The sequence below is a fragment of the Pseudorhizobium flavum genome, from assembly GCF_044142885.1.
GTDB lineage: Bacteria > Pseudomonadota > Alphaproteobacteria > Rhizobiales > Rhizobiaceae > Neorhizobium > Neorhizobium flavum.
The window spans coordinates 110,292-125,424 of record NZ_JBIOKZ010000001.1 but is presented as its reverse complement, the minus strand read 5'-3'; the positions used below and the strand labels follow the sequence as shown (position 1 = coordinate 125,424).

The following is a 15,133-nucleotide window of genomic DNA, read 5'->3' as shown; positions in this document are numbered from 1 at the left end:
CGGCGCACCGGCTTAATTTTAGGCTATTCTTAATATCATTGTTCCTAACTGGGCGCAGGGCATGGGAGGTGCCCTTGCGCATGATGCGCCGTTACCATCATCCAGAATGGCCGGACGCTGCAGCTTTTGCTTCCGCAGGCGTTGCCGGCGCGCATCCAAGGACCAGTCATGGCAAAAAGAGCCAATCTCATGACCCGCATCCTCGTCGCGGCCTCCGTGGTCGTCGTCGTCGCACTCGCCGGGTTCTCCTTCCACATCAATTCCATCCAGCACGCCTCAGTGACCAAGTCGGTCGAGGACAGCATCTCCTCTGCCGGCCGGCAGGCGTCGCAGGCGCTTGCCAACTGGATGAACGGTCGCGTCGTGCTGACCAACATGGTCGCCGATGCCGTGAGCCGGAATCCGGACGCGGTCACCGCCGTTCTGGACAATCAGGTGTTGACCAAGGAGTTCTCCAGCACCTATTTCGGCGATACGGCCGGCACGTTCACCATGCGGCCTAACCTGCCGATGCCGGCCGACTACGATCCGCGCCAGCGGCCCTGGTACAAGGATGCGGTCGCGTCCGGCAGCGTCGTCCTCACGGAGCCCTATGTGGATGCGTCCAGTGGCGACCTGGTGGTCAGCGCTGCCGTGCCCGTGAACCGCGAGGGCGCCCTGGTCGGCGTCGTCGGTAGCGACTTCTCGCTGCAGAGCATCGTTGCGATGGTCAAGTCGATCGATTTTGGCGTCCCAGCCACCGCCTTCCTGGTAAACAAGGCAGGGACCGTGCTCATTCATCCGGAGGCCTCCCTCGTCATGAAGACGCTGGCTGATGTCTTCCCGCAGGACACGCCGGCCACCGGCGCGACTATGGTTGAGACCACTTTCGGGGGGCGCAACGTGCTGGTCAGTTTCGTTCCGGTCGCCGGTCTTCCCTCCGTGGAGTGGTATCTAGGCTTCGCCGTCGATGCCGAGGCGGCCTATGCGTCGCTAACAGCCTTCCAGACGGCTGCGGTCATTGCCACAGTGCTCGCGGTCGCCTGATGATAGGCGCCATGGCATGGATGCTGAGCCGTCTCGTGGTGCGTCCGGTGACAGACATGACCCATGCGATGGAGCGCCTTGCCGCTGGAGATTTAGCGGTCGCCATCCCCGGCGAGGATCGTCGTGACCAGATCGGCGCTATGGCTGCCGCGGTGTCCGTCTTCCGCACCAACGCTCTGGAGCGGGAACGCCTGGAAGGCGAGGCCGAAGAGGGGCGTCGCCTCAGCGATGCCGAGCGCCGCGAGCGGGAAGCGCAGAAGGCGCATGATCAGGCCGAGGCGGAGCGGGCGGTGAAGGCACTTGCCGAAGCGCTCGGCGCTCTTGCAGATGGCAATCTTTCCCATCGCATCGAAGTGCCCTTCGCTGCTCACATCGACCGTCTCCGCACCGACTACAACGCGGCCGTCACGCAGTTGCAGTCAGCCTTGCAGGCGGTCGGCTCGAATGCCCGGACGATTGATGCCGGCGCCGAGGAGATCCGTGTTGCCGCCGATGGTCTCGCCCGCCGAACCGAACAGCAGGCGGCCTCCGTCGAGGAGACTGCAGCGGCTCTGGAAGAGATCACCACCACCGTGCGCGACACGGCGCATCGCGCCGAAGAGGTTGGCACGCTGGTATCCCGCGCACGCGATGGCGCCGAACATTCCGGTGCAGTCGTCTCCAAGGCGGTCGCGGCGATGACGGAGATCGAGGACTCTTCCGGCAAGATCTCCAACATCATTGGCGTCATCGACGACATCGCCTTCCAGACCAACCTTCTGGCACTCAACGCCGGCGTCGAAGCGGCACGTGCAGGCGAGGCAGGCAAAGGGTTCGCTGTCGTCGCCCAGGAGGTCCGTGAACTCGCCCAGCGTTCGGCCCAGGCCGCGAAGGAAATTGAGGCGCTCATCACGGCCTCGAACACCCAGGTGCGTTCGGGCGTGACGCTGGTGGGCCAGACGGGAGACGCCTTGCAGGCGATCGTTTCGCAGGTCCAGGAAATCAGCCGCCATGTCGGTGCGATCGTAACGGCGACGCGCGAACAGTCGACCGGTCTGTTGGAGATCAACAACGCGGTCAATGCCATGGATCAGGGCACGCAGCAGAATGCCGCGATGGTAGAGGAACAGACCGCCGCCAGCCATAGCCTCGCGGCAGAAGCCGCGAAGCTGATGGAACTGCTTGCCCGCTTCAACCTCGGAATGGCGGCCCAGGCCGGCATGTCGACGCAGGGCGGACGCAGGGCGGCCTAATTTTCCAAGGTGCATGGAGTCTGGGAAGGCCGCGGCAGGGCTGCCGCGGCCTTTCGTGTTCATGGGCCGAGGGGGTTGATGTCGCCGACGAAGCTGATGAGGTCTGCCATGGTGAAATGACCCTCCTGTTCGCAGGTCAGTTCCGGCTTCCAGTTTGAGCGCTTCCAGAGGAAGGATTCCTCGTCGCCATGGACCATGCCGAGAAAGGTCTCGGCGATGATGGTCGAAGCCACGGGCCCCAGTCGTCTGCCGTCATGATGGTGCTGTGCTTCCTTGAGCACGTAGTACCAGAGGGGCGTCGCCTCATGCAGGCCGTGCTCCCTCGCAACTTCGCCGTCCGGCCCGGTGGCGATCTCCTCCGGTGACATCGGCTCGATCTGCATCGCACGACAGACGTCCTGCCCGGACGGCAGGCCGATCTGCACCCCGCGCCGCAGGTTGCGAAAGGCGAGGTTCGCATCCCGTCTCTGCTGCTCCGTCGGATCCTCCCGCAGGCCCGGCAGCGTGTGGAGCGATGGGGCACTGAATGGATCGAGTTTGCGCGAGAAGTTGAAGGTGAAATCCTCACCACCCTGGCCTGCCACGTCGAAGAACCGCCGCCAGTCGATCACCCAGTTCGAGGGCAGCTTCTGCTGGGGATTGGGCGGAAAGGCTTCCGGGTCCGGGGCCAGTTCGCCAACGATCTTGCCGGACTTGCCGGTAAAGAAGAACAGAGCCTGCAGCGTGCCGTTTGCGATCCTCGGGCTGCCCGGATGGAAGGCGCGATTGTGGCTGTAGGTTTCGCGAACCATGGAATGGCCCAGCCGGTAACAGGCGGCCGCAAACTCCGCCGGCATGTAGGGGCGCTTCTTGAACCGGTAGAAGCGCCGCCCCTCCCTCTTGATGCGCGTGATTAGGCCCGGCTCCGTCAGCCGCTCGACGAAGTCGAACAGGACGATCCACTGGTAATGCCATGTCACGATCCGGCGGGCTTCATGGAAAAGCGCCATCCCCTGAAGCGAGGGCTGCCTCTCCTTCAACCAATAGACGACAGCGTTGTGAAACCTCAGCATCAGCAGATGCGTCTGTGACACGAGAAGGTTTTCGTCGTTGCGCTCGTCGAAGATCAGCGCATGGCCGACCTGGTTGCGCGGCAGGTCATGCCGGAGCGACTGGATCGGTTCGTTCTTCTCATTGTTTGACGCACCCGTATGCCCGATGAGAAACTGTTGGGTGATCTCGAATGTCGTGGGATCCCGCTGGTAAAGGTAGGGGTGGATGCCGGGTCCATCTCCGTAGAGCGAGTCGAGATCGAGCGCCGGCGTCCGGAAATTTTCCGTAGCCTTGGGGTCGGCCTTCTGCTGGTCGAGTGGCGTCGTGTCCAGCGTGATGTCGTGATCGATGAACTGGCCGAGATAGGTATAGCCGGCGGGTATAGCCTCATTGTCACCGGCGGGATCCGGATCCACTCCCACGTCTCCCTGGTCGCGCATCGCCTGGGCGAGTTCGAACAATGCGTCGTCGCCGACGTGGAGCGGCAACAGGTCCGGAAACATGACCCCGAACTTGCCGGGATCGCCGATCCCGTTGAATGAGTGCAACGCCTCCCGCTTCATGCCCCGCACACCATGGCCATGCATCGCAATGTCAGTCATGACTTCCCCTCCTTCTGCAATCTCCGATTTTCGGTGTTCTGGTGTAATCGCTATGATTGCATTGAGGGATGGTGGATACAACCAACCGCATATTCAATCTGCGGATGCGTGAAGTTGTGAGGCTTGCGTGGCTTCAGCGTTGCAGAAGCGCGACTGCTTCCACGTGGGGTGACCAGAGGAACTGGTCTACCGGGATGACCGACCGGATCTCGTAGCCTTGATCGACAAGCAGCCTGAGGTCGCGCGCCAGGGTGAGGGGATTGCAGCTCACTGCCGCCACCTTCTTCACGCCCGCACGAGCCAGTTCCCTGACTTGCGCCTCGGCACCCGCCCGCGGCGGATCGAATACGACCGCATCATAGACCTTCAGTTCCTGCGCCGTGAGAGGCCGGCGGAAGAGGTCGCGCTTCTCCACCGTCACGGGCTTGAGGCCCGGGGTGGTGCGAGCTGCGAGGTCGAGCGCCTTGAGCGGCTTGTCCTCGCCCTCGACGGCATGCACCCGCGCCGTACGCGCCAGGCGCAGAGCAAATGTCCCGGAACCCGCGAACAGGTCGAGCACGCGCTTCGCCTTGCCGATATGGGCAAGCACGAGAGCGGCCATCGCATCCTCTGCCTCCTTCGTGGCCTGCATGAAAGCCCCGGGCGGCGGCGCCGCCAGCACGCCGCCGAAGTCGACCAGCGGCTTGCGGGGCTCGATGAGGATCTCGCCGTTCACGGAGACACGGGCGATGGCGCTGAGCCGCATCACCGTCTCGATTGCCGCACGCCGTCGTTTCTCGTCGAGGGGCTTCACGCCCTCGGCCGCCACATCGAGACCGGCAAGGGTTTCCAGCACGGTCAAGCGGAAGCTCTCCGAACCACCGGTAAGGGCAGCTGCAATCGAGCGCAGGGCGTCGAGTTGCGCCATGATCGCAGGGGCTGCAACGGGACACTCCTCGACGGAGATTATGTGGTTCGTCTCGGCGCGATTGAAGCCGAGCAGGAGACCCTTGTCCGTCCGGCGGGCAGAGAACACCGTTCGGCGGCGCTGCCCGAGATCACAGGTGACGAGCGGCTCGACATGCGGCGTAAGGCCCTTGCTCCGCAACGCCTCCACGACGAGATCGCGCTTGAAATCCATATAGGGTTGCTCTGCAAGATGTTGCAACGAGCAGCCGCCGCAGGCGTCGCGGTCAGGATCGAAGTGGCGACAGAGAGGCGCAACCCGATCCGGGGAGGAGATCGCTGTCGAAAGAAGTGTTCCATGGCTGCCGTTGCGGGCAATCGCCACCGTCTCGCCCGGCAGGGCATGTGGCACGTAGACTGGTCCTTCGGCTGTGTTGGCTATGCCGTGTCCATGGGCGCCGAGCCGATTGATGGTTACCGTCAGCGTACTCATGTCTCTTTCGTTCCTGCCAGCAGGTATTCCTGATTGCCGTCGCCGCCGGCGATGGGGGAGGGGATGAGCCCGAGGCTCCGCCAGCCCATGTCGTGCGTCAGCCAGGTCTCTAGCGTCGCAGCGACCGCGGGGCCGCTATCCGGCTCCTTCAGGAGGCCGCCCTTGCCGATCGCCTCGCGGCCAGCCTCGAACTGCGGCTTGACGAGAAGCACGCATATGGCCTTCGACCCTGCGAGTTTCAACGCCGGCGGCAGTGCCAGCCTGAGCGAGATGAAGGAAACGTCGGAGACGATGAAGTCGATCGGTCGTCCGTCCAGATCATCGGCACACAGCGCACGCGCGTTCAGGCCTTCGATGCTCGTCACCCGCGGATCGTCCGCAATGGTTGGGTGCATCTGCCCGTGCCCGACGTCGATCGCCGTCACATGCGCTGCTCCCCGCTGCAGCAGGACCTGGGTGAACCCTCCAGTCGAGGCGCCCACGTCGAGGCAACTGCGGCCGGCAGGATCGAGGTGGAAGTGATCCAGTGCTGCCACCAGTTTCAGAGCCGCCCGGGAAACGTAGTCCTGAGCGGGGTCGTCGATCTCGATCGTCGCATCTTCGGGAAAAGTCTGGCCAGGCTTGCTGACGACCTGGCCGTTCACCTTCACTGTGCCGCGCACGATTGCGTCCCGGGCACGGGAACGGCTGCCGAACAAACCGAGGGATAGAAGAAGCTGATCGAGCCGTTGTGGCGGATGAGTGAGCATGCCTCTCCTTGGGACCCTTTCGAGCGCGATGCAAGCGGTGCGACCGCCTGCGGCCCCAAAGGTTGCACAAAATATCAATCGAATTTTAAGCCGCGTCCGGTTGAGTGCTTGGAGCGCCATCCTCCGGCGCTGCTGTCTCCCGACTGCCCGAAATGACTTCGGCTCGTTCGAATTCGTTGCATACTCACGCACGGGAAGCCCATGTCGCTCAAGAATCTGTCCCTCAACAAGAAGCTCATTGGCACATTCTTCGCGGTGATGTCCGTCTGCCTGCTCGCTTCTGCGGTCGTGTTCTGGCAGGTCGTGAAATCCACGCGCGCCTCAGAAGAGCAGGCGCAGGCGCAGGAAATCCTGCATCACGTCGATAACGCTCTCGAAGCCATGCTCGAGCAGGCGGTCAACCAGCGCGGCTTCCTGCTTTTCCGCAGCGACAGCACCTATAACGAAGTCTTCGCCCAGCGCGAGAAGATGATCGCCGCAATCGACGAGGCCAAGAAGGCAGCCGCCGGACAACCGGGCCTGATCGCATCGCTCGACCAGATGCGGGCAGCCGCGGACGTCTTTCACGCGCAACTGAGCGAGCCGCAGCTTTCCGCGCGCAAGAATACCGATGCGGCTATCGAGGAGATCATCGAGATCGGCAGGAACCAGTCAAGGGGCCAGCTCGATGCGTTCCGCGAAAGCGCGGCAAAGATCAAGCAGGATGCCGGCGCGCTGGTCGCATCGCTTCAGGCGAACCAGAAGAGCGCCCAGTGGGACATCATGCTGGCGCTGCTCTTCGGTGGCGCCGCGGCAGGTCTGATCGCAACCGGGCTAGTATGGGCCCTGTCGCGGGCGATCGTCACCCCCATCGTCGGCATGACCCGGGCGATGACCCAGCTCGCCGCGGGCAACAACAACATCGAGGTGCCGGCGCTTGGACGCGGTGACGAGGTCGGCGAAATGGCCAATGCCGTTGCCGTCTTCAAGGATGCGGCAATCGAGAAGATCCGTCTCGAGCAGGAGAGTGAAGCCATACGGGCGGCTGCCGATCGCGAACGGATGAGCAATGACGAGATCAAGGCGCAGGAATCCGGACAACTGGAGTTTGCGGTGAACACCCTTGCGGCGGGTCTTTCCAGCTTGGCAAACGGCGACGTGGCTTATCGTATCGACACGCCCTTCACCGGCAATCTCGATCGTCTGCGTGTGGACTTCAACGAGGCCGTTTCCAAGCTCCAGGCAGCGCTGCAGTCGGTTGGCGCAAATGCCGCGGCAATCAATGCTGGCGCCGAGGAAGTGCGCACGGCCGCCGATGATCTGGCGCGCCGCACCGAACAGCAGGCGGCTTCCGTCGAGGAAACGGCAGCGGCTCTGGAAGAGGTTACCACGACCGTCAAGGATGCCGCAAAGCGCGCCGAGGATGTGGGCCAACGCGTGGAGCGCGCCCGCGTCGGCGCCGAGAAGTCCGGCGAAGTCGTTCGCAAGGCGGTCTCCGCCATGGAGCAAATCTCCAAGTCTTCCAGCGAGATCATCAACATCATCAGCGTTATCGACGACATCGCCTTCCAGACCAACCTGCTCGCGCTCAACGCGGGCGTCGAGGCTGCCCGGGCTGGAGACGCTGGCAAGGGTTTCGCGGTCGTGGCGCAGGAAGTCCGCGAACTCGCCCAGCGCTCTGCCAATGCGGCGAAGGAGATCAAGTCGCTGATCACCACATCGGGCGAGCACGTGGACTCGGGCGTCGCCCTGGTTGGCGAGACCGGCAAGGCGCTGGAGGCGATCGTCGGCGAGGTTCAGGAGATCAACGAGCACATCAAGGCGATCGTCATCTCCACTCGCGAGCAGTCCACTGGTCTCCAGGAGATCAATGTCGCCGTCAACACGATGGACCAGGGCACGCAGCAGAATGCCGCCATGGTGGAGCAGCAGACGGCGGCCAGCCATTCGCTGGCGAGTGAGGCGGAGTCCCTGAACTCGCTGCTGCGTCAGTTCAACCTCGGCGGGCAGGTGACGGGTCGCTCTGCGGGCGGTGCGGCGAATACGTCTTCCAGACCGACAGCCCCGAAACCAGCTGTTTCGACGGCCGCTCCTCAGCGCGTCGCTCCAGCAGCTTCCAAGCCAACGGTTAAGCCGGTCTCGGGCCTAAAGCCGGCTGCCGCGACGCCGGCCTCACGTCCCGCTCCCTCGCCGGCCAGCGCCCTGCACGGGAAGCTATCGGCAGCCTTTGGTGGCGCCTCCGCTGCAGCGAAGCCGAGCGAGGACAACTGGGAGGAATTCTGACGCCTCGCGGGCAGTAGGAAAAAAGAAACGGCCGGGTCATCCCGGCCGTTTTCCTTTTCACGAAAGGGAAGAGCGCAATGTCACCCGGCAGCGCCAAGTCCCAGTCCCTTTTGCCCGAGGGCGTTGAAGACGGTGGTGACGATCCCGGCGCGATCGAGTCCTGCCTTTGCATACATCGCGTCCGGGCTCGCCTGCTCCATCCAAACATCCGGCAGCACCATCGGCCTGACCTTGAGCCCTTGGTCAAGCAGCCCTTCCGTGGCCAGGAAGTGCAGGACATGGGCGCCGAAGCCGCCGATGGCCCCTTCTTCAATGGTGATCAGCACCTCATGATGGCGCGCAAGTTGGCGGATCAGGTCGTGATCGAGCGGCTTGGCGAAGCGGGCGTCCGCCACGGTTGTCGACAGGCCGGCCGCATCGAGGTCCTCGGCCGCCAGCAGACAGTCTTTCAGACGCGTTCCGAAGGAAAGCAGGGCGACCTTGGAGCCTTCCTTGACGATCCGGCCCTTGCCGATCTCCAGGATCTGGCCCCGTTCCGGTAGCTCGACGCCGACGCCTTCGCCGCGCGGGTAACGGAAGGAGATCGGCCCTTCGTCATAGGCCGCAGCTGTCCGCACCATGTGCTTGAGCTCCGCCTCGTCGGCGGCCGCCATCACCACCATGCCGGGCAAGGTGGCGAGGAAGGTCGTGTCGAAGGAGCCGGCATGGGTTGGGCCGTCGGCGCCGACAAAACCTGCCCGGTCGATCGGGAAGCGGACCGGCAGGCCCTGGATCGCCACGTCATGAACGACCTGGTCATAGCCGCGCTGCAGGAACGTGGAATAGAGTGCGCAGAACGGTTTGAAGCCTTCCGCCGCGAGGCCGGCAGCGAATGTTACCGCATGCTGCTCGGCAATGCCGACGTCGAAGGTCCGCGAGGGGAACACCTCGGCCAGCTTGTCGATACCGGTGCCGTTCGGCATGGCGGCGGTGATGCCGACGATATTCTCGTCGAACCTTGCCTCCTGCACCAGCGACTCGCCGAAGACGCTCGTGTAGCTCGGCGCATTGGGTTTCGCCTTGGCCTGTGTGCCGGTAATGACGTCGAACTTGTTGACGCCGTGGTACTTGTCGGCGGCTGCCTCCGCCGGGGGGTAGCCCTTGCCTTTCTGGGTGCAGACATGGATGAGCACCGGTCCCTGTCCGTTGTCGCGGACATTGCGCAGCACCGGGAGAAGATGTTCGAAGGAGTGACCGTCGATCGGGCCGATATGGTAGAAGCCCATCTCTTCGAACATGGTGCCGCCGGTCACATAGCCGCGAGCATGCTCCACCGCGCGGGTGATGGCGCGGTCGAAGCCCTTGCCGAGGTAGGCCGTCAGTTTCTTGCCGATCTCCCGCACGCCCATATAAGTGCGTCCGGAGGCCAAGCGCGCGAGATAGGCGCTCATCGCACCCGTCGGCGGCGCGATCGACATGTCGTTGTCGTTGAGGATGACGATCAGGCGTGCGTCGAGGGCCCCGGCATTATTAAGCGCTTCATAGGCCATGCCGGCCGACATCGCTCCGTCGCCGATCACCGCGATTACGTGCCGTTTCGACCCGGAGAGGTCGGCGGCCACCGCCATCCCAAGGCCTGCTGAAATCGAGGTCGATGAATGGGCGGCCCCGAACGGGTCGTAGTCGCTCTCGGCGCGGCGGGTGAAGCCGGAGAGCCCGTTCTCCTGGCGCAGTGTGCGAATCCGGTCGCGGCGCCCCGTCAGAATCTTGTGCGGGTAGCACTGGTGTCCCACATCGAAGATCAGCCGGTCGTCCGGCGTGTTGAAGACCTTGTGGATAGCGATGGTCAGTTCTACCACGCCAAGTCCGGCCCCCAGATGGCCACCTGTCTTAGACACCGCATCGATCATCTCGTCCCGCACCTCGCGTGCGAGTTGCGGCAGGTCGCGATCCTCGATCATCCTGAGGTCGGCCGGGAACTTGACCGCATCGAGGAGGGGAGTCTGGGGAAGAGATGTCACGGAGTCTGGCCTTTTCTGCTCTTTCCGGAAGTGCTTGTCCCTCAAAATGAGGAGGAACGAGGCTTTTTCAAGTAAATGCCTTAGCGGATTTCACATATTGGGCAAGGGCACAAACTCTTCTTCGTCTCCCGGCACGATGTCGAAGCGTCCGGTTCGCCACTCTTCCTTCGCCTTCTCGATCCTGTCACGCGAGGAGGAGACAAAGTTCCACCAGATATAGCGCTTGGAGTTGAGTGCGGCACCGCCGACGAGCATCAGGTGGCAGCCCTGTGGGCCTGCTTCGAGAGTAATCTCGTCGCCGGGGCGGAAGACGAGCAACTGATCTGCGGCGAACCCGTCGCCCGCCACGTTGAGCTCGCCGGAAAGGATGTAGACCGCTCGCTCCTCGTGGGCTGCCGGAAAGGGAAAGCGCCGGGCCGGCGCGAGACGGAGATCCACGTAGAGCGTGTCGGTGAAGACCGGAACCGGCGATGAGAGGCCGGCGAAGTTACCAATCACCACCCGGCCGCTCGCTCCATCACTGTCGATCGCCGGCATGGCTTCGAAACCGGTATGGGAGAAGGCGGGGTCGATCTCCTCCCGGTCATCTGGCAGGGCGAGCCAGGTCTGCAGACCGGAGACGGAGAGCGGTCGCCCGCGCAGGTTCTCCGGCGTCCGCTCCGAATGGACGATCCCGCGTCCTGCCGTCATCAGGTTGATGTCGCCCGGCCGGATCACCAGTTCGGTGCCGAGACTGTCGCGGTGCTTGATCTCACCGTCGAAGAGGTAGGTGACGGTGGAAAGGCCGATATGCGGATGCGGCTTGACGTCGAGGGCTTCACCGGCGCGCAGCAGCGCCGGGCCCATGCGGTCGAAGAAGATGAAGGGGCCGACGAGGCGACGCTGACGGCTCGGCAGCGCGCGGCGGACAGCAAAGCCGCCGATGTCGCTCGATCGCGGGATGATCAGGTTCTCGATGGCGTCGCAGGCAAAGCGATCGCCGGCTTGTGGATCTGTTCCGGGAAAGAAGGACATGGCGGGCTCCTGTAGCGGAACCGTAGCGGAAAGCAGCCGTCTTTGCCAGTTTGGCGCATTGGTAAGGGGAAGGCTTAGCTCGCGCCGCCGATCATGCGGCTCCATTGTTCGCCCGCCAGTCCATTGAGGAAGGCGTCACCGGATCTGGCCTTTTCCAGAAGAGCTTCATCGCGGGAATGGACGATGCTGGACCCGGTGTTGACGAGTGCTAGGCGGCGGCCGAGCATGGCGTTCATGAATGCCGGTTGCATGCGACCCCGCACAAGGCTGGCTCCCCGTGCCGCCGCATCGACCAGGACCGCATCGAGGACCGGTCCTTCCTGCCCCGGCAGGGCAAGAAGCTGCAGGACCCGGGCACTGGAGCCCGCTCGAACGTGGTAGAAGCTGGCACCGATTGCCGTCTGTCTCCGGTCGAACATGCCGATGATGACAGCTTCGCCGTAAGCCGGCTTTGTCATCGCCTTGCGGGCTAGTCGGGCGGTTTCTTCTGCTGGCCAGGCGGGCCGTAGCGAAAGGTGCCGGATACAGGTCCCGAAGATGTCGGCGAACTCTTCCGGCTCGATGGTTCGTGTCGTCACCGCCTTCTGGTTATCCGGGAAAGCCGCCCAACGCAGTGGATCGGTCCGGACGCGGCTGCGAACACTGCGACCTGCCATTCGGGCCAGAGGTTTCAGATGGCTGAGGAACGAAAGACGGTAACCGGCACCATCCAGCAGGGCCATCGCCGGGTCGACGATGCGGACCCAGTCCAGGCTGTGTTGGGGAAGGGCTACACCGCCCAGGCCCCGCCACATGCGCAGGGAAACATCGCTGGCGGTATCGGTAAAGGAAAGGTCTTGGGGTCCCTCCAGCGCTGCCTTCAGCAGCTTGGCACCGGAAAGTGGTCCGGTTCTTTCCGCATCGACCATGATGGAGCTGCAGAGCGCCATGTGGAGCGGCCTGTCGTCGAGCGTCATGGCCAGCACGTGCCGTCCGATGAAGCCGCTCAGCGCTCCATCGTCCTCGACATGCACCAGGGATGGCAGTTCCGGGGCGCAGGCCTCGTCATCGAGATAGACGGCGCGGATGTCCGCAAGCAAAGCGGCGGGTGGCGGCGTGTTCTGCCGGCGAAAGACGCGCTGGAAGAGCGCTGCCACGGCTCCAGCGTCACTCTCCGTCAGTGCTCGTATCCTGCCCATTTGGCTCCCGCGCCCGGATGTCTGCGCTGCAGCCTTAGGGCGTGAACCTCAAGAACGGGTTGACACCCGCTGATGAATTCCTGGTTATGGTGAAGATGACGTTATGGCTTCCCTGAAGGCTGGGTGCAGGGTACGAGGACGACCGCGTCGCCGGCCGCGGCTCCGAGCTCCATGCAGCCACTGTCGTGGCAGAGCGTCCATCCCCTTCCGGTCGCGCCGGAGGCTGCAAGTGAGATCCGTTGCTGGGGCGCCAGTCCCGGCTCCCAGACCCACCAGCCTTCTCGCAATACGGCGTCAGGCCCGGGCTCCATGCCCGCCCCCGATCCCTTCACGGCAGCTTCCGCGAGTTCCAGCCCCGCCGGCGTCAGCTCCCAGTGCTCCCGCCATTCCGTCTTCTCGACGGAATGTGTCCAGGACAGGGTGAAGGCGGAGATGGCAAGCGCGATGGTCTTGCCGCCCGCCAGCACGCAGAGGCTCACGGTACGGCGACAGGAGGCGACGATCGCCGCGCCCGCAGCCAGTGCTGACCCACCATGATGATGCCGAGCGCCCAGCCGAGTTCGTCGGTCCAGGGAAGGGCGAGCACGACGGAGGCCCCGGCAGCGAAGGCCAGAACCCGCTCCCACATCGCCAGCGGAGCGAAGAGGAAGCCTACGACGGCAACGCCCCAGAGGGCGATGCCGAAGCAGGCCTTGACGAAGATGTAGGCCACCTCCACGGGATATCCCCAGGCCGCGGCGATCGGCCCGGCATCCTGCAGCATCAGGGCCGGCGTGTAGACCGCCATGAAGGGCACGATGAAGCCCGCTGCTGCAAGCTTGGTGGCCTGGATCGATATCTTCAATCCCGATGTCTTGGCCATCGGCGCCGCGGCAAAGCAGGCGAGCGCCACCGGCGGCGTCAGGTCGGCCATGATCCCGAAATAGAAGACGAACATGTGGGAGACGAGAAGCGGCACACCGAGTTCCAGCAGGGCAGGGCCCGCGAGGGACGAGGTGATGATGTAGTTCGGGATGGTCGGGATGCCCATGCCGAGAATGAGGCACGTGATCATCGTCAGCACCAGCGACAGGAACAGGTTGTCCTCCCCCACCCGGATGATGAAGCCGATGAAGGTCGAGGCAATGCCGGTCAGGGTCAGCGTGCCGATGACGATGCCGACGATGGCGCAGGCGATGCCGACAGGCAGCGCGTTCTTTGCCCCTTCCGCCATGGCGTCGCGGCAGATCCCGAGAGTTTCGCGGCCTCCCTTGACGAAGAAGCAGGCGGCAATGAGTGCGAGGATCACGAGCGCCAGGAAGTTTACGCCGAACTTCAGGAAGGATGCGGCAGCAAGACCCACCGCCAGCCAGAACACCAGCCGGAAGACGAAGGGGCCGATCGACGCGGCTAGCGGCATGCCGAGGATCAGCACGACCACCAGCGCCAGTCCCATCGTGCCTGCGAAGATCGGCGTGTAGCCGGCAAATAGCAGATAGACGAGGACGGCGAGCGGCAGGACCAGGGGCCAGTGTTCCCTGACTGCATGCCAGGGATTAGGCAGTTCCGCCCTGTCCATGCCGCGCAGACCGGCCTTGCCGGCTTCCAGGAACACGGTCCAGAAGCAGACCCCGAAATAGAGAATGGCAGGGATCAGGGCCGCCTTGACGATGTCCGCATAGGGCACGTTCAGCGTCTCGGCCATGATGAAGGCAACCGCGCCCATCACCGGCGGCATGATCTGTCCGCCCATGGAGGAGGTCGCCTCCACCCCGCCAGCGAAGGACGAGCGGAAGCCAAACCGCTTCATCAGGGGAATGGTGAACTGGCCGCTGGCCACGACATTGGCGACGCCGGAGCCGGAAATCGTACCCATCAGCGCCGAGGACATCACGCAGACCTGCGCGGGCCCACCGCGCCAGGTGCCGACCAGTCCAAGTGCAAAATCATTGAACAGCGCCAGCATGCCGGCGCGCTCCAGGAAGGCTGCGAAGACGACGAAGATGAAGATATAGGCCGCGGAGACATAGATGGGCGTGCCGTAGATGCCTTCGGTGCCGAAGCCGAAATGCTCGACGATCAGTTCGAAATCGTAGCCGCGATGGATGAAGGGCGGCGGAAAATACTGGCCGAAGAAGCAATAGGCGAGGAAAATGGCGGCAATGATCGTCAGCGGCAGCCCCATCAGTCGCCGCGCACCTTCGAAGACCAGCACGATCATCACCGTCGCGACGGTCAGGTCGAGCGGCGTATGGAACCCGCTGCGCAGAATGAGTTGCTCGTAGAAGACCCAGTTGTAGATGCCGGTCAGGAAGCCGAGGATCCCGAGCGACCAGAACCAGACCTTCCCGGCCTTCGTCTTAGCGACTAGGTTGCCGAAGAGCACGAAGCCCAGCAACAGCAGGAAGCCCACATGCATGGCCCTTACGACCTGGCTCGGCAGAGTGCCGTAGGCGGCGGTCCAGAGCTGGAACAGCGAGAAGGTAAAGGCGATCCAGAAGGCGATCCGGCCGGCCATGCCGCTGCCGAAGCCAGAAGGCAGGCCCTCGATTGCCTCTTCCGCACTATGCGGGGCAGGCTTGCTCTCCACTGCTGCAAGATCGCTCATTCGTTCCTCGTCACCCGAAAGCTGAAACAGAAATCCCCGCGGCTGCTTTCACAGCCACGGGGATCGATGCGTT

9 protein-coding genes and 1 pseudogene are annotated in these 15,133 nt (G+C 63.7%); 2 read left to right on the top strand and 8 right to left on the bottom strand.

The window, feature by feature from the left end; all coding sequences use genetic code 11:
* Nucleotides 1–168: 168 nt before the first annotated feature.
* Nucleotides 169–2,258: pseudogene (gene mcpU / locus ACEPP2_RS00620) on the top strand (methyl-accepting chemotaxis protein McpU).
* 59 nt (nt 2,259–2,317) lie between these two features.
* Here mcpU and ACEPP2_RS00615 read toward each other — a convergent pair.
* From ACEPP2_RS00615 to ACEPP2_RS00605, 3 genes are all read right to left on the bottom strand, one after another.
* The gene (locus ACEPP2_RS00615) at nt 2,318–3,892 is read right to left on the bottom strand and encodes a peroxidase family protein (RefSeq protein WP_395515464.1); all 1,575 of its coding nucleotides are present in this window, start codon (nt 3,890–3,892) and stop codon (nt 2,318–2,320) included.
* Nucleotides 3,893–4,025: 133 nt separating this feature from the next.
* Nucleotides 4,026–5,270 (bottom strand): class I SAM-dependent RNA methyltransferase, encoded by a 1,245-nt coding sequence (locus ACEPP2_RS00610; RefSeq protein ID WP_395515463.1) that lies wholly within the window; start codon nt 5,268–5,270, stop codon nt 4,026–4,028.
* Entirely contained in the window at nt 5,267–6,019 is a 753-nt protein-coding gene (locus tag ACEPP2_RS00605; protein WP_077548130.1) for a TlyA family RNA methyltransferase, read from the bottom strand. Before ACEPP2_RS00605 ends, ACEPP2_RS00610 begins: the two co-directional genes overlap by 4 nt.
* A gap of 201 nt (nt 6,020–6,220) precedes the next feature.
* Between ACEPP2_RS00605 and ACEPP2_RS00600 the strand changes: the two genes are divergently transcribed.
* Complete coding sequence (locus tag ACEPP2_RS00600) at nt 6,221–8,281, top strand: methyl-accepting chemotaxis protein (protein WP_395515462.1); 2,061 nt, start codon at nt 6,221–6,223, stop codon at nt 8,279–8,281.
* A gap of 80 nt (nt 8,282–8,361) precedes the next feature.
* On the opposite strand, the gene dxs is transcribed toward ACEPP2_RS00600, so the two are convergent.
* From dxs to ACEPP2_RS00575, 5 genes are all read right to left on the bottom strand, one after another.
* The gene (dxs, locus tag ACEPP2_RS00595; RefSeq protein WP_395515461.1) at nt 8,362–10,281 is read right to left on the bottom strand and encodes a 1-deoxy-D-xylulose-5-phosphate synthase; all 1,920 of its coding nucleotides are present in this window, start codon (nt 10,279–10,281) and stop codon (nt 8,362–8,364) included.
* 90 nt (nt 10,282–10,371) lie between these two features.
* The gene (locus ACEPP2_RS00590) at nt 10,372–11,295 is read right to left on the bottom strand and encodes a pirin family protein (protein WP_077548127.1); all 924 of its coding nucleotides are present in this window, start codon (nt 11,293–11,295) and stop codon (nt 10,372–10,374) included.
* Nucleotides 11,296–11,369: 74 nt separating this feature from the next.
* A complete protein-coding gene (locus ACEPP2_RS00585; protein WP_395515460.1) occupies nt 11,370–12,473 on the bottom strand; it encodes a hypothetical protein in 1,104 nt (367 codons plus the stop codon).
* A gap of 101 nt (nt 12,474–12,574) precedes the next feature.
* The gene (locus tag ACEPP2_RS00580) at nt 12,575–12,952 is read right to left on the bottom strand and encodes a DUF1850 domain-containing protein (RefSeq protein ID WP_152340815.1); all 378 of its coding nucleotides are present in this window, start codon (nt 12,950–12,952) and stop codon (nt 12,575–12,577) included.
* Nucleotides 12,949–15,060, bottom strand: coding sequence for a TRAP transporter permease (locus tag ACEPP2_RS00575; RefSeq protein WP_142590073.1), 2,112 nt, complete (start codon nt 15,058–15,060; stop codon nt 12,949–12,951). Before ACEPP2_RS00575 ends, ACEPP2_RS00580 begins: the two co-directional genes overlap by 4 nt.
* Nucleotides 15,061–15,133 lie beyond the last annotated feature (73 nt).

Excerpts from the sequence above, each read along its gene's own strand:
- ACEPP2_RS00585 (WP_395515460.1), bottom strand. The coding sequence starts at position 12,473 with ATGGGCAGGATACGAGCACTGACGGAGAGTGACGCTGGAGCCGTGGCA.
- ACEPP2_RS00605 (WP_077548130.1), bottom strand. The coding sequence starts at position 6,019 with ATGCTCACTCATCCGCCACAACGGCTCGATCAGCTTCTTCTATCCCTC.
- ACEPP2_RS00610 (WP_395515463.1), bottom strand. The coding sequence starts at position 5,270 with ATGAGTACGCTGACGGTAACCATCAATCGGCTCGGCGCCCATGGACAC.
- ACEPP2_RS00615 (WP_395515464.1), bottom strand. The coding sequence starts at position 3,892 with ATGACTGACATTGCGATGCATGGCCATGGTGTGCGGGGCATGAAGCGG.
- ACEPP2_RS00575 (WP_142590073.1), bottom strand. The coding sequence starts at position 15,060 with ATGAGCGATCTTGCAGCAGTGGAGAGCAAGCCTGCCCCGCATAGTGCG.
- ACEPP2_RS00590 (WP_077548127.1), bottom strand. The coding sequence starts at position 11,295 with ATGTCCTTCTTTCCCGGAACAGATCCACAAGCCGGCGATCGCTTTGCC.
- ACEPP2_RS00600 (WP_395515462.1), top strand. The coding sequence starts at position 6,221 with ATGTCGCTCAAGAATCTGTCCCTCAACAAGAAGCTCATTGGCACATTC.